Source organism: Methanobacterium sp., assembly GCA_030017655.1.
Taxonomy (GTDB): domain Archaea; phylum Methanobacteriota; class Methanobacteria; order Methanobacteriales; family Methanobacteriaceae; genus Methanobacterium_D.
On sequence record JASEIM010000001.1, the window covers coordinates 68,156 to 91,275 of the forward strand.

A 23,120-nucleotide genomic window follows, 5' to 3' on the forward strand; every position below is an offset into this window, starting at 1 on the left:
TAAATGTTTCGATCAACCTATGATTAGTATTATAATTAATAACTATTTAAATTCAACTAAAAAAGTTATTATAATTTAATTTTAGGCTTTTAATATATTATTTTTTTGTTTATATGGAGATAAATAAAAATGGAAAAAAATTAAAATAAATATTTTATTTTAAAAATTAAAGAACTCTGCAGACTCAAAGACCATAATGCCAAAATAACCAGCTGTTGTAAGTAGAATACTCCACAAAATAATCCCTATGCTCATCCAGATTAATAATGGTCTTTTTTCAGCACCTAAAACAATTCCAAGTCCTGACCCTAGTGGTGCACCGAAAAAAAGTGGAGATAAAAGCCCTAATCCCACTATGCCGTATTTATTCCATATTTTATAATATTTTCCCTTTTTCAGATCCTTTTTCCCACCATAAAACCATTTGAAAAATTTTTTCCTTAAATTATCTCCAAGACTCAAAACTATAACAGAAGCAGAAATTGCCCCCAATGCAGATACTGTTCCTATAATAAATGGATTAATTTTAAGTGCTAATCCGATGAGTATTCCAGCCCACAGCTCCAGAAAACTTGTTCCAAAGACCACTAAAATTCCAGTTACAGTTTCCATATTCATTATAGTCATTTTAATAAAAATACAAAAGGATGTTAAATATTCTTCCAGTATCTATATTACATTTATGGTCAGGAAAGTGAATATCCACCATAATATAACATAAACAGTCATGCTGACAAATGGTAATTTTCTAAATTCAATTTTGGACATTTTAGAGCCTACATACCAGCTTAAAACTATTAATATTATAAGCAGAAGGCTATTTAAGAGTCCAAGTATGTTCAGGGGATTCTGGAACATTACTACAGCCCATACAACGGTGATAATTATAATCCCCATCCATATGGGTAGCCTTAGAGCTCCATTAACTTTAAGGGTTAGTTGAGTTAGTTCTTCTGACTTTCTTGCCTTTATCAACATTATAAACAGGACCATTGTTGATCCTAGTGCCAGAATTATTCCCACAAATTCAAAGAAGAGTTTTGTAACTGGTTTACCAAAGAACTGTTCCTTTAAGATGGGTAATGCTATTATGGCATTTATTGATTCATCAACTGGAAATGCCTCTATTTTTCCAATTGCAATTGAATATTTCCCCTGATTATTTGAATTGAAGACTTTTAAAATGTAAGTGCCTGCAGGGACATTTTTTGTTGCTTCGGGCCCTTTTAAATAATTGTCGCCCCCAAATTCTTCAAAGTAAGGTTCCCATGTGCTGTTTGTTCCATTTAATGTTAATATTATTTCTCCAGAGGAATCAGTAACTTCTGCTGAGGGGAAACTACCCCCAATACCAGGCCCTGCAGGTACTAATAGATTAATGTACAGTTCAAAGGGTTTATCTGAAGTTATCCTGTAGTAATCAGGGTTTCCTTTTAACTGGCCGTAAAATGCCTGTGATATCTCAGGATTCTGTACATCTATCGGGTTCTGGATAGAAGTATTAGATCCTGTTCCGACTCTTGGCTGGTGTGCACATACTGAACAAATTGACAAGAATAAAATAAAAAACAATACAACGGACTTTAAGCTAAAAAAAGAGGGTTTTTTATTAATCATATTATATAATGAGACATAAATAATTAATAAATATTTTCATAATTTTAATTATTTAATATCAGAAATTGTTATAAAAAAATAAGTTGATGGAGTACTTATTCAATCTTTCTGTAAGGTCAGAACTATTCTCTCAATTAAAAGCCCTAATCATGTTAATATCCTAAAAATAGGGGATTTTTTATAATATATTAGGTAAGATATGATTTTAATTTATTTTTTTCTTTTTTTGGCGCAAGAATAAGCAAAAAATGTCTTAAAATACTTATGAGATTAAATAAATAAGTATAATAAAAAGAATAAATTAAGGACAATATTTAATAATTAAATTTAATTGGGGTGTTAGTTTTTTCACTTATAACTGTTGTTGAGGGTTTTTTCATGAATTATGGGGCTTTAGGAGTATTTTTGGGCTCCATACTTGAACAAATAGTTGCCCCTATCCCATCAAGCATTGTTGTATTGGGTTCAAGCTTTTTTATAATGAAGGGAAATCCTTTATCTTTAGGGGCTATGGGGAGGTTATTTTTAAATGTAGTAATCCCTGCAGCACTGGGAATAACCACAGGTTCCTTGGTGTACTATTCTTTATCTTATAAAATCGGAACACCATTTATTAAACGTTCAGGAAAATATTTGGGAGTTTCTGTTGAAGATGTTCAGAATGTGGAGAAAAGGGTTAAAAAAAGTCAATATGAACATCTGTTTCTTTTTGCTGCCAGATGTATTCCGGTTATACCCAGTATAGCTGTAAATCTTTTTTGCGGCCTTGTTAAATATCCTCTAAAGAAATATTTGGTTATAACATTTTTTGGGGCAATGATACAGGCTACCATACTTGGAGTTGTCGGCTGGCAGCTTGGAAATGCATATATTAAATATGTAAACAGTTTATCTGCCTTAACTGATATAATAACTGTAATTATCATTTTAGGCATTATTTTCTATATTTTTAAAAAAAGAAAGGAAATGAAAAGGGAGAAAGATTAAGAAAATAGCTTATTTTAAAATTAATAGTAATAAATATTAATAATAAACTAAAATATTATATAAGGGCTTTTTTGAGTAATGTATAGGAGATGAAAAGTATGGGAGAAGGAGGAAATGTTTTATTAGGTATTTTAGCAATAATTTTAGGTATTTTAGTGATTGCATTCCCATTATTCAGCGTATTTACAGCAAGCGTGCTTGCAGGATTTGCCGTAATATTTTTGGGTATCTGGCTACTGGCCCAAAGCTTTGGAACATGGAGCAAAAGTAAAGCAGCGAGTATTGCATTTTTAATACTTGGACTCATTGCTATAATTGGTGGAATTGGTTTATTTGGCAGTATACTTGCATTCAGTCTCTTAGCGAGCTTCTGGCTCTACTTTGCAGGTTTCTTCCTGATCATTTCAGGTATAATGTCATTCTTCACCAAAGAAGGAACTGCTGGTAAAGGAGCCGGTGGATTTGGTATTATTTTAGGTATATTATACATTATACTGGCTATTTACGCATGGAACCCATATTATCTGGCTTTATTAATAGGAATCTGGTTAATCATAGATGGTATAACACTGTTTTTTGTTAGTCCATCAGTAATGAAATTAAATGTTCCAGGAGAATAAATTTTAAAGCCAAAAAAGCCCTTTATTATTTCAAATGATAATTAAGTGATATTATGGCTCAAGAAAACCAGAATAAGTGGGGCGTAGTGATAGTTGCATGTATGGCGATTTTTATTATAGTTTTAGATTCATCTGCAATGAATGTAGCAATTACTACATTGGTAGTAGAATTAAATACAACTCTATCAGTTATTCAAGCAATTATAGCTTTATATGCACTTATAATCGCTTCATTTATGCTTTTAGGCAGTAAACTTCAGGATATCCTGGGTAGAAAAAAGACTTTTCTTTTAGGATTAGGTATCTACGCTACTGGAACAACCATAGCCACTTTAAGCCTTAATGCAGGGATGCTACTTATAGGATGGGCTGTTTTAGAGGGCATTGGTGCTGCAATGATTTTGCCCGCAACCACAACAATAGTAGGGGCCAGTTATAAAGGTAAGGACAGGATAACTGCTTTTGGTATTTGGGGGGGCATAGCAGCGGTGGGGGCCGCGATAGGTCCGATAGTAGGTGGAATTTTCACTACATACTTAACATGGAGGCTAGTTTTTGCTTCAGAACTGATATTTGTTGCGTTAATCTTAATTTTCAGGCATTATTTAACTGAATCTAAACCAGCATTGAAATGGAAAGATTTAGACATTGTTGGAGCGTTGCTTTCCATCTTTTCTCTGATTTTAATTGTCCTAGGAATTTTATTACTAACAAAACCCGAATACTGGGCTTACGTAGCAACATTACTAATTTCAGGATCTATTCTGTTTTTAATCTTTTTGTTATGGCAGAAAAGGAGAATTAACAAAGATTTAGAGCCTTTATCTGATATTTCTCTTCTAAAAAATCGTTTATTTGGGTTGGGTAATTTAAATTCGGTTATTCAGCAAATCCCTCTTGCAGGATTTCTCTTTATAATTCCTGTATTCTTGCAGCAGGTGACTAAATTAAATGCATTCAATACTGGGCTCGCGCTTTTACCTGCATCAATTACTATACTGTTATTCTCACTTCTTGGCGCGAAGTTATCATCAAAATTAAATTCCAAATATATCTTAATGATTGGTTTTCTTATTTCAGCAGCAGGAACTTTCATATTAGGCGGAGTATTCAATTTAAATACCCAAATAGTGGATATTGTGCCAGGTACAGTTGTATTTGGTGTCGGAATAGGTCTTTTACTTTCACAGCTGACTAATCTTACAATGTCTGCTGTAAGAACTGAACAAGAAACAGATGCCTCAGGTTTCCTGAACGCGTTTAAAAATTTGGGTTATTCAATGGGTACAGCTTTAATTGGGGTTTTACTTTTAATTGGAGTATTTTACGGCCTTTCAGCCGGAATAGAAGCATCTGGTCTGGCCGAAAACATGACTACTGAACAGATACAGGATAGTCTCTTTAATTATGTGGAAACAATGCAAACAGAACCGCCACAAATACCTTCAGAATTAGTGCCGCAAGCCACCCAAATTATTGATTCCACGATAAGCTCTGCAATGAAACAAACATTCAACGCACTTACATTAATACTGCTTTTAGGATTTATTACAAGTATTTTTATACCAAAAAACAGAGAATTAAATCCATAAATAGCTTAAGATGATAGTATGCAGAGAAATTTCAAAGTAATCTTCAATGTTTTTTTATTCATTTTTATCTTTATTGATGTTGTTTTTTTAATTTTTATTACTTTAGATTTTGCTTTAAGTTTAAGGCCATCCATGCTGGAATTCATTAGATATGATTTGATTGTATCAATTCTAATAATTCTACATGTTTTATTAAGAATGAATAGGGAAAAAAATAGAAGGCAATATCTGATTAAAAACTGGATAGATATTTTTGCAGTGGTACCGGTAGCATTTATTGTAATATTATTATCATCAGAACCTGCTTTAATCATAGTAGCATTGTTTTTAATCAGAATTTATGCTTTAATTAGATATTTACTAAAAATAAGGTCAATAATAAGATTCACTGAGAAAACAAAATTGGATATTGCTACATTTCTTCTTCTGGGCACTTTTATATTTGGATCTTTAATCTTCTTTTGGGTAGAGTCTCCAGTTAATCCACAAGTTACAAATCTCGATAGTGCAGCGTTTTTCATGATTGTATCCATGTCAACAACAGGTTATGGAAATATAGTTCCTTATACAAGTATAGGTACATTGGTATCTGCAATAGCGATAATTATTGGTATTGGTTATACAGGATGGGTTACTGCAGCGATAGCGTCTTCTCTTATTGAAGAGTTAAGAAAAGAGAGAAAAGAAGAAATTAAGAAACAGAATGCAGCAATGAAAAATATTATAGAAAAACTAGATAAAATAGAAAAGGAACTGGAAGAAATTAAAAATTCAAAAGGATGATGCTGGAGCTAATATGGGCATTTACAGTCTTTCCTACAAAAACTTACGTCGAAACTGGTGGAGAAATACTTCAACAGTTTTACGAATAGCATTTGGCGTAATTGTACTTTTAATACTGGTCAGTTCAGGAATCGGGATTAATACATTTCTTGGTGAAAATCAAACTGCTGGTGGAACACCAATTTCAAATGACAAAGCTAATACGGGAGCTAGTAATGCTTTAAATGCAATGAATAATTATGTTAATTCTATATTAGGTGCAGAACTTTCTAATTCACAGATTATAAATGGTATCAGGAGTATTTTAAGGAATATTATTTCTTTTATAGATTTGATGGCCAGTATAGTGTTTTTAGTGGGTATTTTTGGAATAACATATGCCATGGATCTTAATTTGCTTGAGCGAAAAAGAGAAATAGGCTTATTAAAGTCTCTTGGTTTTACAGAGCTGCAGATAATGTTAAGTCTACTTTTAGAAGCCTCTTTACTGGGTTTTATAGGTGCCGTAATTGGTACAGTGTTGGTGATTATAGGAATAACTATTTTATCTAACGTAATTAATATTGGGCTTCTTTCAATTGTAATGCCGTTATGGCTTCCATTTGGAACTATATTAATTACTTCAGTACTTAGTGCAACAATAGCAGTATTTTCTGTATGGTATAATACTAAACAGGATCCTATGGGGGCTTTACGGATATGAATAACATCATCTTAGAATTCAGGGATGTATGGAAAACTTACGGTAAGGAAAAAACAAGAATAAACGCTTTGAAAGGTATAAACTATTCTTTAAAGAAAAATTCTGTAAATCTAATTTTAGGCCCCTCTGGATCTGGAAAGACAACTCTCTTAAATATTGCAAGCTTAATAGATACTCCTTCAAAGGGAATAGTGAAAATAAAGGGTAGAAACACTTCTGATTTGTCTAAATCAGAAAGAAGTAGGATTAGAATGAATGAAATTGGAATTATTTACCAGAGAGCTAATTTATTCCCTTATTTGAACATTTTAGAAAATACAATGCTTCCAATGATTTCGCCGGATAAAAATAGGGCATTAGAACTCCTAAAAAACATGGGCATAACTGAAATAAATAAATTTCCCGAAGAGCTTTCTATAGAAGACCAGCAGAAATCTGCACTTGTAAGGGCAATGATTAATGATCCCTCACTTATTTTAGCCGATGAACCAACTGGAGAACTTGATTCGGATGGTACGGACATAATAATGGAATTAGTAAAGGATATGGGGCATAAAACTATAGTTTTAATTGCATCAAACAATTCTGATTTAGTTAAATATTCTGATAATTTATTTTATCTTAAAAATGGAAAATTAGAAAAAAATTAATAGAAAATTTATTTGTTTATTCAGCAATCCATCATTTTTAAGTTAAATTATTTATTAATTAAAACAGATATATTATTAATTATTTAATTAGTGAGAAAATGATGGAATTAAAAAAATCTTCATTCTTCAGCCAGACTTTGATTTTAACGATAATAATCATTGTTCTTGCGGGATTAAAGTTTATAGCTCCTGTTATAGGGCCTATATTCCTCTCAATCTTTTTTGCAGTAATTATCACTCCATTTTTAAGGTGGCTTACAGGAAAAGGATTATCATACAGACTATCATTCCTAATTACTATAATTTTAATCACTGTTGTGGGCGTAATTCTTATTGTATTTCTTTTTTTCACTTTAAACCAATTACAGGGCCAGATATCCAGTTATGTAGTTAATGTAAACATAGAATATAATGAAATAGTTAACACACTGATTAGAAATCTGGCAACAAATATTGATCTTTTAAATTTGGCAAATATATTCACTGATGGAATTTTTGTCCTTATTGCAACATTATTTTTAATATATGAGCTACCAAAGTTAAAATCAAGGCTTAGAGGAAGTTTAGGATATGATAAAGATTCTTTAAACCGTATTTTTGAAACGGCTGATGCTTTCATTGATTATTTTGTAATAAGGCTTAAAGTGAACATATTTACTGGTTCAGGAATTGCAATAATTCTACTTCTTTTAGGAATTGATTTTTCAATTTTTTGGGGAGTTTTAACGGTTGCATTAAGTTTTATCCCATATATAGGACTACTTCTTGCGGCAATTCCTCCAGCGTTAATTGCATGGGTTCAATATGGAGTTTATGGCGCTCTTCTGGTTTTAGTCATCTTTTCCGTTGTTAACACCATTGCAGAAAATATCATATTTCCCCGACAAGCTGGAAAAGGGCTCCAACTATCTATTTATGTGGTTTTTGTTTCGGTATTCTTTTGGGGATGGATTTTAGGGGGAACAGGAATTTTCCTTGCAGTACCTTTAACATTAATTTTAATTCAATACCTTGAATACTTTGAAGAAACTCGATGGCTGGCTAACATCATGAAAAGCAGTTATTCTGATAAAAAATCCATAAAATAACATTATAAATAAATCTAATCTGTAAATCTATCTAAAACATGATTAAAAGCTCTTTGTGATGAAGAAGCAAAAGACTTAATTAAAACTATTGGCTCAGAAAGAATATTATTCGGTTCTGATTATCCATGGGCTAATCCCAAAAATGATATTAAAGGATAAGAAGCTTAAAGATTAGTAATAATGATAAAAAGTTTATATTGGGTGAAAATGCTGCAAAATTGTTCAATTTGAAGAGGTATTAAGATATGAAATTTAGAGAAATCATAGGGGAGCTCAAATCCCTTTCCAATCCAGAAGACATTGAAGGGATGGCCAGATTTGGGATAAACTCAAAAAAAGCATACGGCGTAAGAATGCCTGAATTAAGGCTTATGGCCCGTAAGACAGGTAAAAATCATGAACTTGCAGAAAAACTATGAAAACATGGATATAAGGAAACCAGAATCCTTGCAAGCATAGTTGATGATCCTGAAATGGTCACAGAAGCCCAGATGGAGGAATGGGCCGTTGAATTTGACTCATGGGACGTCTGCGACCAGTGCTGCATGAACTTATTCCGTAAAACTCCTTTTGCCTATAAAAAAGCATTTGAATGGAGTATGCGAGATGAAGAATTTGTTAAAAGAGCTGCTTTCACATTAATTGCAACATTGGCAGTTCATGATAAAAAAGCAGATGATTCTAAATTTGAACAGTTTTTCCCCATTATATTAAGAGAGTCATCAGATAACCGAAATTTCGTTAAAAAAGCTGTAAATTGGGCTTTGAGACAAATTGGAAAACGAAACCTATATCTGAATAAGAAGGCAATTATATTGGCTGAAAAAATCAATAAAACTGAGAGTAAAAGTGCTAAATGGATTGCAAAAGATGCTTTAAGAGAATTAAAAAGTGAAAAAATTCAGATCAGGTTAAAGATATAAATTAGATTTTGCCCTGAATCTTGATTTAGCAGCTAACCAGATCATTTCCCGACTTTTATATTTAATATATTCCACATATTCATCAGTAACATCATCTATACAACTGCTTATGGTAACTACTTCAATAATGGAAGATATATACTCTAACAAGTCTTCTTCATCTACATATTTACTTTTTTGAAGATTATGTTCCAAAAAATACATTCCGGCAATATCAAAATCTTGTTCAGTAGAAATAATCTCCATATATTTCTTTTTCATCACTAAATCCCCTCTATACCCTAATTATAATGTTTAGCATCAATAATATAAATATAACTGAATAATTTCGGAATAAATAGTGATAAAATAGTAATAAATAAAATATAAAAGCTTAAAAAAAGCAAATTCTATCTAGTCTATGTTTAATTCTAAGTTTTGTACTAAATTTTACAATAAAAATTTATTAAGGGTTTTTAAGAGCTACAATACTCTCAACATCAACTAATTTCCAGACTAATGCTCTTTCTCCTTTAATTAGAGATTCGGGAGTTTCTTCAGGGGAATATCCAAGGGCAGCAAGGGCTTTACCGGATAGTTTTTCTTGAATCATTTTTACGAATTGTTTTTTGGTTTCTTCTACCTCTTTTTGTTCTTGAACTTCAATAATACGGCCCTGCAGTGTTACGAATTTATAACTGGACATATCTTCGTTATATTTTTCAATTTCTACAGCTACATTCGGATTATTTTTGAATAATCCGATCTTTTTACCGTAATTTGTAGATAAGAAATAGATAAATTTATTTTTTTCATCAAAAACATACATAAAGGGCGCAATATAGGGATAATCCTCTCCTTTAAATGCAATTCGGCTCACATGATTTTCACTTATTAATTTATCATATTCTTCCTTTTTCATTGATGGAATTTTCACAATGCTCATGGATATCACCTTGATAATATATTAAACCATATTAGGATAAAAATTTTACTAAATAATTGTAGTATTTAAATAAAATCACTGCATAGATAATTGAAAATAAAATTTTGATATCAGAGGACATCATATCATTTAAAGATATATTTACAGGCCTTAATTCCTTACTTTATAATTTAAACTCCTTCACAGCGTTTATCACCATGAAAGGATCATCAGAGACAACACTGCTACCATATAGTTCCATAGCACCAATATCTGCAGTAGATTTAAATATACTTCCTCTATCAACAATATGTATCACATAAGGAAACATTGTTTCACGGGATTCGGGACATGAAATTGCCATATTAAAGCTGTTTACTCCTAATTTATCAATATAACATCTTAAAACTCTGTAAATCGCTGCTTTTATATCATCTTTTTTTGATGGATTTTCTTTAGAGATAATAATGAATTCTTTCTCTTTAAGAGGTGTAAGGCTTGCAAAGCCATTTACATCTTCTAAAGCAAGTCCCAGTGTATTATGTGCATTGTAAATGTCTTTGAAGTAATTTCTACCGGTTAATCTCATGTAATTGAGGAACATCTTCCTTAAAATAGCTATTTTTGCATAAGGAACATCTTTTGCCATTAATATCTGGGCATGACCATGTACCTGGGATGCTCCTGCTTTTGGAAGGCAATTCCACAGGAAAAATGGATATTTAAACTGTTTATCATGACTATTAACTTTTTTAAACCATTTAAAACCAGTATCTATATAATCAGAGAGTTCTTCCAGGGTAAAATCGAGTGGATTGTGCTTTTCAAAAAAAATCATGCTGCTCCATGCATCATATTTTGCAATATTTGCACCGGTTACACAATATTTGCCTTTAATCCGCCCCAAAATGTCTTCAGGTGTGTATTTTTCAGGCTCGCAGAAATCACATCCCTCTTTTGATTTTTCAATATACTCATTTACTTCTTTTTTTTCGTTTTGAAGTTCATCAGGTCTCATTCCTGGCCTGCTTGCCCTTAATGAATTGAAAAGAGACCCGCTTCCTGTCCATTTATTATATGTTTTAACTACTTTCTGGGTTTCTATTCTTTTTATTACTTCATCTGCAGTCTCTGTAATGTTTCCATCTTCATCTTTATTTCCAAAATATGATCTTACTTTATCTTTAAATGTATAGGGAATTTCCATCTTACCTGTGGCGCTTGAAACCTGAAATATTGATTTAAATAATTTATAGGAATCTTTATCCTTTTCTTTAAGTTCATTTATCCTATCTTCCAGATTTATAATGGAATTCATATATTATCTCCTTAATGAGGTTAATCTTTTACCAGAGGATATCCTGCGGCTTTCCAGGCACGTATACTTCCCAGGACATTGGCAACTTCTTTATATCCATTAGTTTTCAGCACACTTGCTGCAATACTTGCCCTGTTTCCTGTATCACAATATACAACAATGTATTTATCATCTGGAACTTCTTTTAAATGATCTTTTAAATCTCCCACATAGATATGATGTGATCCTTCAATATATCCCTCTTCACGCTCTCCAATTTCCCTTACGTCAATTATAAATAGGGATTCATCACTCTGTCGTTCTTTTAAGTCATGTACAGACCATGTATCTATTTTCTCGATTTTTTCCCCACTATTGGCCCAGAGGGTGAACCCGCCAGCTAAATATCCATAGATATTATCGTATCCAATTCTTATCAGATACCTTGCAATCTCATCTATAGACTGGTTATTTTCATCGATTACAATGATTGGATCTTCGTAATTGAGCATCCATCCTGCAAAATAGGTTAATCCACGTTTCCAGATATTTAATGTCCCTGAAACATGTCCTCCAGCAAAACTGGCAGCCATTCTAACGTCAACAACTTGAGAAGTTCCAATATGTTCTTTAAATTCAGTTATACCCAATGGCTTTAAATAGGGAAGCCTGCAAAGTAGGGGAGCACCATCTTTATTGTATACTTCCATTTTTTTAAAGTATGGGGCTTTAACCATTTTTTCATTTAATTTATGTTCAATAAATTCTTCCTTAGATTTTTGAAGCATTGGATTAGTTTTTTTCTCGTATCCTATCGTTGTAAATTCACTTTCTCGGATATCTTTTCCACATACAGAGCCGGATCCATGGGCTGGAAATACAAGAACATGATCTCCTAGGGGGATGATTTTTTTATGTAAGCTATCATAGAGTTTCCCTGCCATTTCTTCTCTTACATCATCTCCATAAATATCTGTTCGGCCAACTTCGCCTGCAAAAAGGGTGTCCCCTGTAAAAATAATATATGCATCATCTGAAACTGCTTTATCTTTTAATAAGAGGGATATGCTTTCACGGGTATGTCCTGGAGTTTCAATAATTTCCAGTTCAATATCACCTATCTGGAATTTGTTTCCCTCTTCTACAATGTTCCCATAATTAAAATCTAAATTTTTACTATGATATATTGGGGCCCCTACTCTTTTTGAAAGCTCCATTGAGCCTATAACATAATCTTCGTTACAGTGAGTTTCAAATATGTGGGTTATTTGCATTTCATGCTTTTTAGAGTAATTTATATAGGAATCACAATCCCTTCTTGGATCAATTACTGCAGCTTCCCCTTTTGATCCTATAAAATATGATTTATGGGCTAATCCTTCGCTTTTAATTATCTCAAGTATCATCATATCCACCATTTGCTTATTTAAAGCAATTAATGAAATATTTATTTAATCCCTGCTTTAATGGGGGCAATTCTATTATTATTTTATAATAAAAAACATATATAATTTGTGAATAATATGGGCTAGAGTGACAAAAATAGTTTAAATCTCCTGCAAATATGCCCTAAATGATATAATAGTTTAAGAATGGTTTTACACTTAAAAAATAGGAATTTTAAAGTAATTATTTTTTATTAGAGTTAATGAGTGAAATCACAACTTTAAGGAATAATTCACGCTTTTTATCAGCTGATAATCCATCATATACATCTAAAAGTTTATTTGCTTCAAAAAGATGGTTTTCTATCACATTTTCAATTAAAAACTGTTCTGGTTCTTTATCATCTTCATTTGGCTGCACTTTAGAGAAAAAGCATCCGCCCATGCTCATTTTGTACTCATCAACAATTGAATTAACATCAATATCTTCTTTTTTCAAATAATCACCATTTTTTAAACATACAAAATTAGATTTATACAACTAAATATATATTTCTTTAATAACAAATAATAGATGGATAAGAAAATAAAGGAAATATATCTTTTTTAATAATAAAAATATTACTATATCGTTTTAATATTAAAATTCCGGATATATAAACCCATCAGTGATTAAAATGGAGAATATTATAGAAACTTATGATATTACAAAAAAATTCGATGATTTTACAGCGGTTGAATCTGTAAATTTAGAAGTTGAAAGAAACAGTGTATATGGTGTTTTAGGGCCGAATGGGGCGGGAAAAACCACACTTATTTCAATGCTTTGTACAATTCTTCATCCAACTTCAGGTACAGCTTCTGTAAACGGATATGATATAGTAAAACATCCTAAAGAGGTTAGGGGTTCAATAGGCATTGTTTTCCAGTCAAGAGCATTAGATGACATACTAACAGGTAGGGAGCATCTTGAAATGCACGCTGCTCTTTACGGAGTGCCTCATGATGTTAGATCAAAACGAATCGATGAAATACTGGAATTAATTGACCTTGGAGAAAAAGCAGACGAATATACAAAAACATACTCCGGGGGAATGAAAAGAAGGCTTGAGATCGGAAGAGGCTTAATTCACTATCCAAAGGTCCTCTTTTTAGATGAACCAACATTAGGTCTTGATCCACAAACAAGGGAAAAAATATGGGAATACATTGAAGATTTAAATAAAAGAGAGGATGTAACCGTTCTTTTAACCACCCATTACATGGATGAGGCAGATAAACTCTGCGATAAAATCGCTATTTTTAATCAGGGCAAAATTGTTACCACTGATTCTCCGAAAAACCTCAAAAGACAACTAAAAGCTGATACCATCACTCTAACAGTTGATGATATGGATAAATTCTGCAGGAAAGCAGAAGATCTCGATTTTATTAAGGATATATTCGTAGTTGACAATGAAATCAAATTGATGGTTGAAAGGGGAGAAAATCTCATTACTAAGGTGGTGGATTTTGCAGGAGAAAATGGAATAGAAGTTAAATCCGTGGAACTGGACCATCCCAACCTGGAAGATGTTTTCATCAAATACACAGGATCCTCTATGAAAGGAGGGATGTAAATGGCGGAATTAGAGGGAATATATACAATTTGGCTTCGTGAAACCAAAAGATACATACGCTACAAATCCAGAATTGTAACCTCTGTTGTAACACCCCTTTTATGGCTGATCATATTTGGAACAGGTTTGGGAGCAGCTGTAAGGTTCGGGGGAATGCATGGAGGCTACCAGCAGTTTATATTTCCCGGAATAATAGGACAGACCATCCTGTTTACATCTGTCTTTTCAGGAGTATCTGTAATCATTGATCGTCAATATGGATTCTTAAAAGAAATACTTGTAGCACCAATTATGCGTTCATCGGTTGTAATGGGGAAAGCCCTCGGTATAAGCACAGCATCCCTGATTCAGGGAGTTATACTGCTTTTATTATCATTTATCGTCGGAATCCAGATGACCATACCCTGCTTCCTGCTTAGCACAGTAATTATAGTCCTAACATCCCTAGGATTGGCAGGTTTGGGTTTGATGATAGCATCATTTACAGACAGTATGGAGGGATTCAACCTTATTTTAAGTTTCATCGTCTTGCCGATGTTCCTTTTAAGCGGCGCGCTTTTCCCAATAACAGGACTTCCAGAGTGGCTTCAATTTGCAGTTTATTTAAATCCACTGACCTATGGGGTTGATGCTCTGAGGTTCACAATCCTTAAAAGCTCTGTACTGCCATTATATATTAATTTTATTGTCTTAATTGGGTTTTCTGCAGCTACAGTTCTTACATCAGCGTATCTATTCAGTAAAAGGGAACAGGGATTGATGTAAATCACCCCTTCTCTTTATCTTCTTTTAATAACCCCATTTCATTTAATAAAATTTCTTTCATCTTTTTAAGATCATTATCCCCAAATTCTTTAGCAACTGGAGACTCATAGCTTTCTGTGGAGATTTCCACTTTTTCTATATAAATTTCCCTTAAATGCCTGAGATGGTAATTAAGTTCTCTTTGAAGGTGATTTTCATCTTTTCTCTCATGATCTTCCTTTAGGGTGTTCATTATTAATAATAAATCATTATTTGACGGATTAAAATGTTTTTCAGATTCATAATCCCTACTTTGACTATTTTCTCCATCGTTCATATATTCTTCAATTGTATTTTGATATTTAAGTGGATTACCCCATTGACAGGTACTGAACTCTACCATATCTTCTTTATTTTCTATTTTGTAGGAAACATTGCATTTACAGATTAAATAGGCATAAGCACACATTTTAACACTTTAATATAGTATATGCTCTGATAATAAGGATAATTTTCATAAAATTAATGGATTTTATAAAAAATGTTAAAACTTAAATTAATTACTCCTGGAAAACAACCTGTTAATAAGACTTTTTTCTATTTTTACTGCTTTTTCTGGGCACATCTCCATGCAGCACATACATTTTATGCATTCATCATAGTTAAATTCAGGTATATTAGCTCTGGCTTTTAAAGCTCCAACAGGACAGCTTTTAGCGCAGGTTTTACAGTTAGTGCAGGTATCAGAGTTAATTGAAGGTCTTGCCCAGTAAAATTTCATCAAACCTCTGGCTATAAATGAGGGCAGTAAATTTAATGATGAAGCTAGATTAGGAGGCCATTTAAAATCAGTTCTAACTTCTGGATGATATCCAAGAATCTCTATTTTGTTTATATCAGCCTCACCTATTCCTTTTTCATATGCTATTTTAGTTGTGGGTACTTTCAGTGGATCTTTTCCTAAAATGTAGGTTATATAACTGTCAAGAGCCACACCATCATCTGATGCTAAAACCATGTTAAGTTCTTTGGGATTTCCGGCTGATGGGCCAGATCCATCCATTGCAATCACACCATCCACTATGTTAAGACCTGGCTTTGATAGAGAGAATATATCAACCACCAGTCCCGCAAAATCAGCAGGTATTGGGGATTCTTTATGGTATTCAATCTTTTTAAGCCCTGGAACCGTCCCGTACATGTTTTTAACTGCACAGGTAAACATAGTAAGGGAGTGGGTCTTTATTTTAGGGACGTTTATTACAAAATCAGCATCCAGAACAGGCTTTGCAATGTAATAATGGTTGCCATTCAGTATCTTTCTATAGACTCCGGCGGATTCAAAATTAACTATTTCAGTATCTAAGCGGCTGCAGACTTCAAGTATCCCTGAAGTTTCCCAGTATCTTTTTAAATCATCCACAGGCCATCCGGGGCTATCTCCAACAATCGGTATGGCATCTTCATCTTTGACTAGATTAATAATAGCTTCTATTATAGCTGGGTGAGTTGTAACGGACTCTTCAGGCTTTTTTGCAAGAAGCAGGTTGGGTTTAATTAAAACGGTATCATTTTCATTGATAAAATTTGAAATCCCACCTAATTTATTGATGCAATCCCTGACTGAACCATCAGCTTCTTTATATGAAAGGCACTGGTTTATACTTATTGAACTCATGGGATGCCTCTATTCACAGACTCTGTCCTCATCTTCAAGTTCAATATATTCAAATCCTTCTTTCCTGCACCATTCATAGAGTGCTTCAGTGGCCCCTCTTGATAGACGTCCCTGCTTATCTCCATATTTATGTCTTGTGATCCTTCTAAATGCAATTTCCAATTCATCCGGAATACATACTGTTATCGCTCCCATAAAATTCACCATTAAAATTAATATGATTTAAATTATATTTTCCTGGGTATGTTTTTATAAATTCTGTTATTTATAATGAGAAAGAACTAGTGCTCCAAGTTTCAATTTTTTTCTTTTAAAAAATAGTCTGAGTTATAAGTTATAACAATTGGTAATCAGGCATAATTCAGTGTCCAGATGTATTATTAATGAAATGGGGGTAAATGATCATTTCAGTGTATATGTACCGGATTATTTTTGCTTCTTTTTAATGATTTTATTTTTACATGTTATCAAGGATAATTTTATTTCGCCATACTACAGTTTAACGAAGTAAAATCCATTAAATGATAATAATATTAAATGGACAGATAATACTGGATTGAAATCTAAAATATTAAATTATGCCCAATGATTATTTTAAAGGTCATTACTTTTTAATTGGTACAGTAAAATAAAAGGTTGAACCTTTTCCCAATTTTGATTCCACCCAAACTTTACCGCCATGACGGTCAATAATCCTTTTAACAATGGCAAGCCCAATACCTGCCCCTTGGTATTCACCAATTGCATGTAATCGCTTGAAAACCTCAAATATTCTATCTGAATATTCCTCTTCTAGGCCTATTCCATTATCACTTACAGAAAATACATATTCGTTATCTTCTTTTCTTGCTGAAATATGAATTTTAGGTTTTTTTCCTTCCCTTCGGAATTTCAATGCATTACCAATGAGGTTCTCAAATACGCATGTAATCTGGTCAGGATCTGCTATTATTAATGGAAGTTTATCGTGAGTTATTTCGGCGTGACACTCTTCAATTGCTGATTGAAGATTATATAAAGCATTTATGAGTGCTTCTTCACTGCTAAATTTCCTGAATTCTCCTCCCTGTGTTCCAACACGAGAATAATCAAGCAGTCCCTGAATCATTTCTTTCATTCGTTGTGCGCCACTTACCATATACTCCAGAAAATCATCTGCATCTTTATCAAGTCTTCCTTCATAACGCATCTTTAAGAGTCCAGCATAATTACCCATGGTACGAAGCGGTTCTTGAAGATCATGGCTTGTAATATAGGCAAAACTCTGCAGTTCCTCATTAGAATGCTTTAAAATCTCAATTAATTCCTGCATTTCCTTTTCATAACTTAATTTGGTAATTGTAGTTCCGATTTCCCTCCCTATCGACTTTAAAATGCTTTTTTCATTATCATCGATGGAATCTCTTTTATTGCTTGCAAGATTAAAAGAACCAATAATCTTATCTTTAGAATATATGGGAACTGCAACAATTAAACTGTATTTGCTAAGATGATCAACTCCTGATTTAGAAATATCAATTTTATCCATAAATAATGAATTTCCATTAATTAAAACTTTACTGTAGCGTGGGAGGGTAATATCAATATTACCAACTGTACGAACAAAATCTTCAGAAAGGCCTTCAGAGTAAACAATTTTTGCAATCTGCTCTTTTTTATCAATTAAATATATTCCTCCCCCTTGAAAATCCATTAAATCAAAAAATAGATGTAATACTCTTTTAGAAAGGTCTTGTAAGTCTTCAGAGCTATTTGCAGCAGTAATAACTTTACTGTATATATCTAATTGGCTAACATGTTCTTTTAATTGTTTTTCGGCATGTTTACGTTCTGTAATATCCCTGATATTACTTAAGAATACTGTATCTTCCCCATAGCTGCGTTTTAGTGGTGTAACTCCTATTTCAACAGGGATTGATTGATCATGTTTTGTTTTTAAATTAGCTTCAAAAATTGGAATTTCCATGTTTTTCTGCATTTTTTTAATCCGTTCTTCAGTCTGGAACCCTGCTGTTTCAGGATAGAGATCTTCAAGTTTCATTGATAGTAATTCTTCCCTTGAATATCCTGAAAGTTGAATTAATTGTTTGTTTACATCTAGAATTCTTTTATCTTTGGAGAAAACGTTAATAGCATCTCTGGAATTTTCAAAAGTTGACCTGTATCTTTTTTCACTTTCACTTAGCGCCCCATATGCTTCTTCAAGTTCGACTGTACGTTCCTTAACTTTTTTTTCCAGGATATCATATGATTCTTTTAGCTCTATTTCAGCTCTTTTACGCATTAAAGCTTCAACAAAAGCAACAGAAAGAGTTTCAATGTTTTCTGCATCTTTAGTGGTATAATCTTCTTTTTTATTGGCCAGTCCAATCATCCCAATAGTTTCAATGCCTTTTTTGAGGGGCACTCCAAGAAATGAGTTTATTTTCGGATGTTCTTCAGGAAATTCCCTTCTATCTGGGTCGGATTCAGGTTTATTCACGATCTGGCTTTTTTCTTCTTTTATTGTTCTTCCCCAGTAACTGGCAATCTCCATATTGGTTAACATTCTGTTGGCCATATCTGGAGGGATTTTAAATGATTCCAATGCAGAGGGACTAAATGCAAGGGCATCCATACGTCCTTCAGGGTTAATTTCACTTAAAAATCCGAATTCACTGCCAGTTAGCTCTTCTGCAACTTCAAGACACTTACCTGCAACTGCCTCTTCAGTTTCAAGGGTTAATGATCCACGTAAAACCATGTTAATACCGTTTAATAATCTTTCATGCCTCTCAATTTTTTCTTCAGCTTTTTTACGTTCTGTAATGTCACGTGCTGCTGCAAATACTCCAATTACTTCACCGGATTCGTCTTTATATACTGATGCATTGTATAAAACGGGTGTTTTATGCCCATTTTTATGTTTAATCTCTAATGGATAATCTATCACGATTCCTTCACGGAAAACTTGCTGGTAACCTTTTCTGGCTTTTTCAGGCTCTGTAAAGTAATCTGAAAAATCAGTTCCAATTAATTCATCTCTGAAGTAACCAGTAATGGATTCTGTTGACATGTTAACATCGGTTATTTTACCATCAGGACCAATAGTAACCAGAGGATCAACACTGGCCTCAATAAGACCACGATTATATCTATAAGCTTTTTTAAGTTCTTCCTCTGCTTTTTTACGATCTGTAATATCATGAGCAACAACTAATGCTCCAACGGGTTTTCCATTTTCATAGGTGAATGACATGTTCAAAAGTCCATAGCGTATTTGGCCATCTTTTGTCCTTCCAGTATATTCCAGTGAATCATCTATTTCTTCTCCAGCAAGAAATTTATTTACCCTTTTTTCAAAAATTTTTTTGCTCTCATCTACAAGGAGGTCGGAAGGGTTCATTGATAAAAGCTCTTCTCTGGTATAGCCTGTTGTTAAGCTCATTACATCGTTAACACTTATAAATTTAGGGCCACGGAAGTCAATTTCATAGATCATGCTGGGCGCATATTTTATGAGCAGGCGTGATTTTTCTTCAGACTTTTTGAGTTCTTCCGCAATCTGTTTTTGCTCGGTAATGTCTGTGCAAATTACTATTCCTGCAAATAAACCTTCATAGTGGATAAGATCTGCTGAGACATTTAACCATTTCTCCTCACCTGACTTTGTTATAATTTTTAATTCGTAACTTTCTGTTCCTTTTTTGCCCTCCATTCTTTTATTAATACCTTTCTTCGCTATTTCCTTGTAATCTGGATGTATAAAATCCATAAAATCCATGGAAAGTAACTCTTCTCTTGTATATCCTAAAATGGATAGGGCAGCCAAGTTCACATAAAGAAGTCTTTTATCCTTGTAAACAAAGATGGCGGCTGGAGATGCATCTGAAAGTATTCTAAACTTCTCTTCACTCTCCCGCAGCGCTTCTTCTATATGTTTTCTCCTAGTAATATCAATGCAAATACCGATCATCCATAGTGGGTTGCCATCTTCATCATATTCAGTTTTACCAATAGCATTAATCCATCGCACCTGGCCATCAGGCCTCACTATCCTGTATTCACTATCCAAGGTTTTATGCTCTTTAATTGATGTTTGAATCCGACTATGGGCTATTTCTTTATCTTCAGGATGTAATATTTTATCCCATGCCTCAAATGAAGCTTTAATTTTTGGTTCAAGTCCAAAGAGTTCAAACATCACTGGCGACCATTCAATATGGCCCGTTTTAATGTTCCAATCCCATATTCCAATTCTCGCAGCTCGAGAGGCTATATTTAAACGTTCATTTAAATAGTATAACTCTATTTCAGTTTCTTTAATATCGGTAATATCAAAAAGCTGTACTACAAAGCCCTTAAATTCTCCTTTTTCATCTTTTATAGGTCTTGAAGTAGTCGATGTCCACCATTCATCTCCATTTTTCTTAATTGATCTGTATTCTATGCTTTTTGTGCCTTCTCCTCTTGCAAATGCGTTAGTGAATAATTCCTGAAGTCTGGGTATTTCATCTGGATGCACGCGCCACATGTTCTCTTTTATTTCTTCAGGAGTGTAACCGGTCATTTCTTCAGAATTAGGGCTTACATAAACGATTTCACCAACGGCATTTAAAATAACCAGTAAACTTGGAGAAGTATCCACAACACTTCTAAACCATTTTTCGCTCTTTTTTAAGGCCTTTTCAGTTTTTTTAAGCTCAGTAATATCCTGGTTAGTACCATAAATCTTGATGACCCTGCCCGATTCATCTTTAATTACCTCATTTTCGCTTAAAATAATTCGGGGGATGCCATCTTTACCAATAGTATTATAAGTAATGCTAAAATTCTTGCCAGTTTCGATACTCTTCTTTACAGCATCTTTGACTTTATCACGATCTTCACTCACAATGAAACTCAAAAATAATTCATATGAGGGTTTTTCTTCTCCAGGAGTCATTCCTAAGAGGCGGTATGATTCATCAGACCATTTAACCTCACCTGTTATCAGATCCCAGTTATAGCTTCCAATATGGGCAATATGCTGAGCTCTGGACAGTTCTGCCTCACTCTCACGAAGTGCTATTTGGGCTTTTTTACGATCTGTAATATCTTCAGCGGTTACTGCTATCTTTGAAACTTCTCCTCTTTCATTTAAAACAGGATGCAAATAACTTTTTATATATAATCCATCCCTTCTGTCCACATAAGTTACTGGTTCACATGTCTTTATAGCTTGCTCTACCACTGCTTTTCTTTTTTTAGAAATCTCTTTCGGCAGTAAATCGTATATATTCAAGCCAATAATCTCATCTGTGTCCTTACCAAATCTATTTGCTAAAACTTCATTAGCTACTATAATATTACCTTGTGGATCTATGAGGAACGCACCTTCAGGGAAAGCCTCTAATATTGTTTTAAAGTTATTTTCATTTTCATGCAGCCTTTCTTCCATCTGCTTTCGTCCTGTAATATCATTAAAAATAACGATAAAATAATCCTTTTTTGGACTGTAAACTGAAACTTCAAACCATATATTCAGCTGGGGAGAGTATCCTTCTAATTTAGCAGGTTTTTCTTTGATTGCAACCTCTCCATAAAGTTTAAGCCATTGGGGGCTGAAATCTTTAAAATCAGGAAATAACTGACTTGCCTTTTTTCCTGCTGCCTGCCCTTTTTTTATTTTTAAGATTTTCTCGAAGGTACTGTTTATCAGAATAAAAATATAGTCAACTGCTTCGCCATTTTCATTTAGAATAATCTTACAAAGGGCAAATCCTTCATCGGTACTATCTAAAAGGTTTTCAAAAATTTGAAGTTTATTGATTAACTCATCTTCTGATATTTTCTCTTTGATCTTATTCTCTCTTTTTTCAAGCCCTTTATGCCTTTTAACCATTATAGATCCCTCTTAGAGGAAGAGGATAGATTTTTAATCATTTTAATAACTAATTAATATTATTATATCAAACCCATTTATTATTTATGTTTTGATTTTTATTGAATTTAAAGCATGATCTTAGTTAAAATTATAACAACCATATAAAATAGGCTCTATTTAAACAAACCAGTAAAAGTAATGGAAATGAGACAGTTTTACCATATACATGGGTTAAATTAATAAAAAAGAATTGTTTAACTAAATTAATATCTAGTTATCTTTAAAATTTCTGGTAATATCTTCAATTATAAGCCCTGAAAAGTCTTTTAGTGTGCGTCCATCAAATTTCATGGGTATAATGGAGCAGGCCTTACAGCTTGGCTTATACTGGGTCTTAAATCCAGTATTATGGTTTTTAGAGACACTTTCTGTCGTGGAATCATCCTTTATGCTGATTTCCCAGTACCATTCATATTCATCGCCCGCTGATTCCAATCCAATTTCAAGTACTATCATTTTCCATTTTTCTGATTGCTCATCCCAGATGGTTCCAATGATGATTCTGCCCATAACAGGGATCTGTGGATTACTTGTTTCAATAAAATCAAAATTCTTTAATGCGGTTTCAATCTCACTTAATGGTTCCAGTGTAACATTCATACATGATAATCCATGTTCTTCCTAT

At 33.1% G+C, this 23,120-nt stretch carries 21 protein-coding genes and 1 pseudogene; 10 read left to right on the top strand and 12 right to left on the bottom strand.

The genetic code is table 11. The annotated features are described in order from the left end of the window. Positions 1-159 precede the first annotated feature (159 nt). Positions 160-618 carry a small multi-drug export protein gene (locus tag QMD61_00350; protein ID MDI6723074.1) on the bottom strand — a complete coding sequence of 153 codons (459 nt, stop codon included), beginning with the start codon at positions 616-618 and terminating at the stop codon, positions 160-162. A 51-nt stretch (positions 619-669) separates the two neighbouring features. Beyond that, positions 670-1,554: a hypothetical protein gene (locus QMD61_00355; GenBank protein ID MDI6723075.1), complete on the bottom strand. Its 885-nt coding sequence runs from the start codon at positions 1,552-1,554 to the stop codon at positions 670-672. A gap of 441 nt (positions 1,555-1,995) precedes the next feature. Between QMD61_00355 and QMD61_00360 the strand changes: the two genes are divergently transcribed. From QMD61_00360 to QMD61_00395, 8 genes and pseudogenes are all read left to right on the top strand, one after another. After that, positions 1,996-2,604, top strand: a complete 609-nt coding sequence (locus QMD61_00360) for a VTT domain-containing protein (GenBank protein ID MDI6723076.1) — start codon at positions 1,996-1,998, stop codon at positions 2,602-2,604. 98 nt (positions 2,605-2,702) lie between these two features. Next, entirely contained in the window at positions 2,703-3,224 is a 522-nt protein-coding gene (locus tag QMD61_00365) for a DUF308 domain-containing protein (GenBank protein MDI6723077.1), read from the top strand. Between the two features lie 53 nt (positions 3,225-3,277). After that, positions 3,278-4,816 (top strand): MFS transporter, encoded by a 1,539-nt coding sequence (locus QMD61_00370; GenBank protein MDI6723078.1) that lies wholly within the window; start codon positions 3,278-3,280, stop codon positions 4,814-4,816. An 18-nt stretch (positions 4,817-4,834) separates the two neighbouring features. Continuing rightward, the gene (locus QMD61_00375; protein MDI6723079.1) at positions 4,835-5,599 is read left to right on the top strand and encodes an ion channel; all 765 of its coding nucleotides are present in this window, start codon (positions 4,835-4,837) and stop codon (positions 5,597-5,599) included. A 13-nt stretch (positions 5,600-5,612) separates the two neighbouring features. Next, positions 5,613-6,302, top strand: coding sequence for an FtsX-like permease family protein (locus tag QMD61_00380; protein ID MDI6723080.1), 690 nt, complete (start codon positions 5,613-5,615; stop codon positions 6,300-6,302). Next, positions 6,299-6,952, top strand: a complete 654-nt coding sequence (locus tag QMD61_00385; GenBank protein MDI6723081.1) for an ABC transporter ATP-binding protein — start codon at positions 6,299-6,301, stop codon at positions 6,950-6,952. The genes QMD61_00380 and QMD61_00385 overlap by 4 nt, the downstream gene beginning before the upstream one ends. 98 nt (positions 6,953-7,050) lie before the next feature. Further along, complete coding sequence (locus QMD61_00390) at positions 7,051-8,040, top strand: AI-2E family transporter (GenBank protein MDI6723082.1); 990 nt, start codon at positions 7,051-7,053, stop codon at positions 8,038-8,040. A gap of 245 nt (positions 8,041-8,285) precedes the next feature. Next, a pseudogene (locus tag QMD61_00395) lies at positions 8,286-8,963 on the top strand (DNA alkylation repair protein). Here QMD61_00395 and QMD61_00400 read toward each other — a convergent pair. The 5 genes from QMD61_00400 to QMD61_00420 form a co-directional block, all read right to left on the bottom strand. Continuing rightward, positions 8,952-9,224 (bottom strand): hypothetical protein, encoded by a 273-nt coding sequence (locus QMD61_00400; protein MDI6723083.1) that lies wholly within the window; start codon positions 9,222-9,224, stop codon positions 8,952-8,954. The pseudogene QMD61_00395 and the gene QMD61_00400 overlap by 12 nt on opposite strands. 184 nt (positions 9,225-9,408) lie before the next feature. Beyond that, complete coding sequence (locus QMD61_00405; protein MDI6723084.1) at positions 9,409-9,888, bottom strand: pyridoxamine 5'-phosphate oxidase family protein; 480 nt, start codon at positions 9,886-9,888, stop codon at positions 9,409-9,411. Between the two features lie 163 nt (positions 9,889-10,051). Next, entirely contained in the window at positions 10,052-11,185 is a 1,134-nt protein-coding gene (locus QMD61_00410) for a hypothetical protein (GenBank protein MDI6723085.1), read from the bottom strand. Positions 11,186-11,205: 20 nt separating this feature from the next. Beyond that, entirely contained in the window at positions 11,206-12,570 is a 1,365-nt protein-coding gene (locus QMD61_00415) for an MBL fold metallo-hydrolase (protein ID MDI6723086.1), read from the bottom strand. Positions 12,571-12,793: 223 nt separating this feature from the next. Further along, positions 12,794-13,048, bottom strand: a complete 255-nt coding sequence (locus QMD61_00420) for a hypothetical protein (GenBank protein MDI6723087.1) — start codon at positions 13,046-13,048, stop codon at positions 12,794-12,796. Positions 13,049-13,226: 178 nt separating this feature from the next. Here QMD61_00420 and QMD61_00425 point away from each other — a divergent pair, with 178 nt between their 5' ends. Beyond that, complete coding sequence (locus tag QMD61_00425) at positions 13,227-14,168, top strand: ATP-binding cassette domain-containing protein (GenBank protein ID MDI6723088.1); 942 nt, start codon at positions 13,227-13,229, stop codon at positions 14,166-14,168. Continuing rightward, positions 14,169-14,933, top strand: a complete 765-nt coding sequence (locus QMD61_00430) for an ABC transporter permease (protein MDI6723089.1) — start codon at positions 14,169-14,171, stop codon at positions 14,931-14,933. Between the two features lies 1 nt (position 14,934). On the opposite strand, the gene QMD61_00435 is transcribed toward QMD61_00430, so the two are convergent. From QMD61_00435 to QMD61_00455, 5 genes are all read right to left on the bottom strand, one after another. Beyond that, positions 14,935-15,381: a hypothetical protein gene (locus QMD61_00435; GenBank protein MDI6723090.1), complete on the bottom strand. Its 447-nt coding sequence runs from the start codon at positions 15,379-15,381 to the stop codon at positions 14,935-14,937. An 87-nt stretch (positions 15,382-15,468) separates the two neighbouring features. Next, entirely contained in the window at positions 15,469-16,590 is a 1,122-nt protein-coding gene (locus tag QMD61_00440) for a DUF362 domain-containing protein (protein MDI6723091.1), read from the bottom strand. 9 nt (positions 16,591-16,599) lie between these two features. Then, positions 16,600-16,785: a hypothetical protein gene (locus tag QMD61_00445; GenBank protein ID MDI6723092.1), complete on the bottom strand. Its 186-nt coding sequence runs from the start codon at positions 16,783-16,785 to the stop codon at positions 16,600-16,602. Positions 16,786-17,194: 409 nt separating this feature from the next. Beyond that, the gene (locus QMD61_00450; protein ID MDI6723093.1) at positions 17,195-22,453 is read right to left on the bottom strand and encodes a PAS domain S-box protein; all 5,259 of its coding nucleotides are present in this window, start codon (positions 22,451-22,453) and stop codon (positions 17,195-17,197) included. 252 nt (positions 22,454-22,705) lie between these two features. Further along, on the bottom strand, positions 22,706-23,095 hold the full coding sequence (locus QMD61_00455; GenBank protein ID MDI6723094.1) for a hypothetical protein: 390 nt from the start codon (positions 23,093-23,095) through the stop codon (positions 22,706-22,708). Between the last annotated feature and the right edge of the window lie 25 nt (positions 23,096-23,120).

Bases quoted from the DNA above. Each gene is read 5' to 3' on its own strand.
- QMD61_00350 (MDI6723074.1), bottom strand. From the start codon at position 618: ATGAATATGGAAACTGTAACTGGAATTTTAGTGGTCTTTGGAACAAGT.
- QMD61_00360 (MDI6723076.1), top strand. From the start codon at position 1,996: ATGAATTATGGGGCTTTAGGAGTATTTTTGGGCTCCATACTTGAACAA.
- QMD61_00365 (MDI6723077.1), top strand. From the start codon at position 2,703: ATGGGAGAAGGAGGAAATGTTTTATTAGGTATTTTAGCAATAATTTTA.
- QMD61_00370 (MDI6723078.1), top strand. From the start codon at position 3,278: ATGGCTCAAGAAAACCAGAATAAGTGGGGCGTAGTGATAGTTGCATGT.
- QMD61_00375 (MDI6723079.1), top strand. From the start codon at position 4,835: ATGCAGAGAAATTTCAAAGTAATCTTCAATGTTTTTTTATTCATTTTT.
- QMD61_00380 (MDI6723080.1), top strand. From the start codon at position 5,613: ATGGGCATTTACAGTCTTTCCTACAAAAACTTACGTCGAAACTGGTGG.
- QMD61_00385 (MDI6723081.1), top strand. From the start codon at position 6,299: ATGAATAACATCATCTTAGAATTCAGGGATGTATGGAAAACTTACGGT.
- QMD61_00390 (MDI6723082.1), top strand. From the start codon at position 7,051: ATGATGGAATTAAAAAAATCTTCATTCTTCAGCCAGACTTTGATTTTA.
- QMD61_00400 (MDI6723083.1), bottom strand. From the start codon at position 9,224: ATGAAAAAGAAATATATGGAGATTATTTCTACTGAACAAGATTTTGAT.
- QMD61_00405 (MDI6723084.1), bottom strand. From the start codon at position 9,888: ATGAGCATTGTGAAAATTCCATCAATGAAAAAGGAAGAATATGATAAA.
- QMD61_00410 (MDI6723085.1), bottom strand. From the start codon at position 11,185: ATGAATTCCATTATAAATCTGGAAGATAGGATAAATGAACTTAAAGAA.
- QMD61_00415 (MDI6723086.1), bottom strand. From the start codon at position 12,570: ATGATACTTGAGATAATTAAAAGCGAAGGATTAGCCCATAAATCATAT.
- QMD61_00425 (MDI6723088.1), top strand. From the start codon at position 13,227: ATGGAGAATATTATAGAAACTTATGATATTACAAAAAAATTCGATGAT.
- QMD61_00430 (MDI6723089.1), top strand. From the start codon at position 14,169: ATGGCGGAATTAGAGGGAATATATACAATTTGGCTTCGTGAAACCAAA.
- QMD61_00435 (MDI6723090.1), bottom strand. From the start codon at position 15,381: ATGTGTGCTTATGCCTATTTAATCTGTAAATGCAATGTTTCCTACAAA.
- QMD61_00440 (MDI6723091.1), bottom strand. From the start codon at position 16,590: ATGAGTTCAATAAGTATAAACCAGTGCCTTTCATATAAAGAAGCTGAT.
- QMD61_00445 (MDI6723092.1), bottom strand. From the start codon at position 16,785: ATGGGAGCGATAACAGTATGTATTCCGGATGAATTGGAAATTGCATTT.
- QMD61_00450 (MDI6723093.1), bottom strand. From the start codon at position 22,453: ATGGTTAAAAGGCATAAAGGGCTTGAAAAAAGAGAGAATAAGATCAAA.
- QMD61_00455 (MDI6723094.1), bottom strand. From the start codon at position 23,095: ATGAATGTTACACTGGAACCATTAAGTGAGATTGAAACCGCATTAAAG.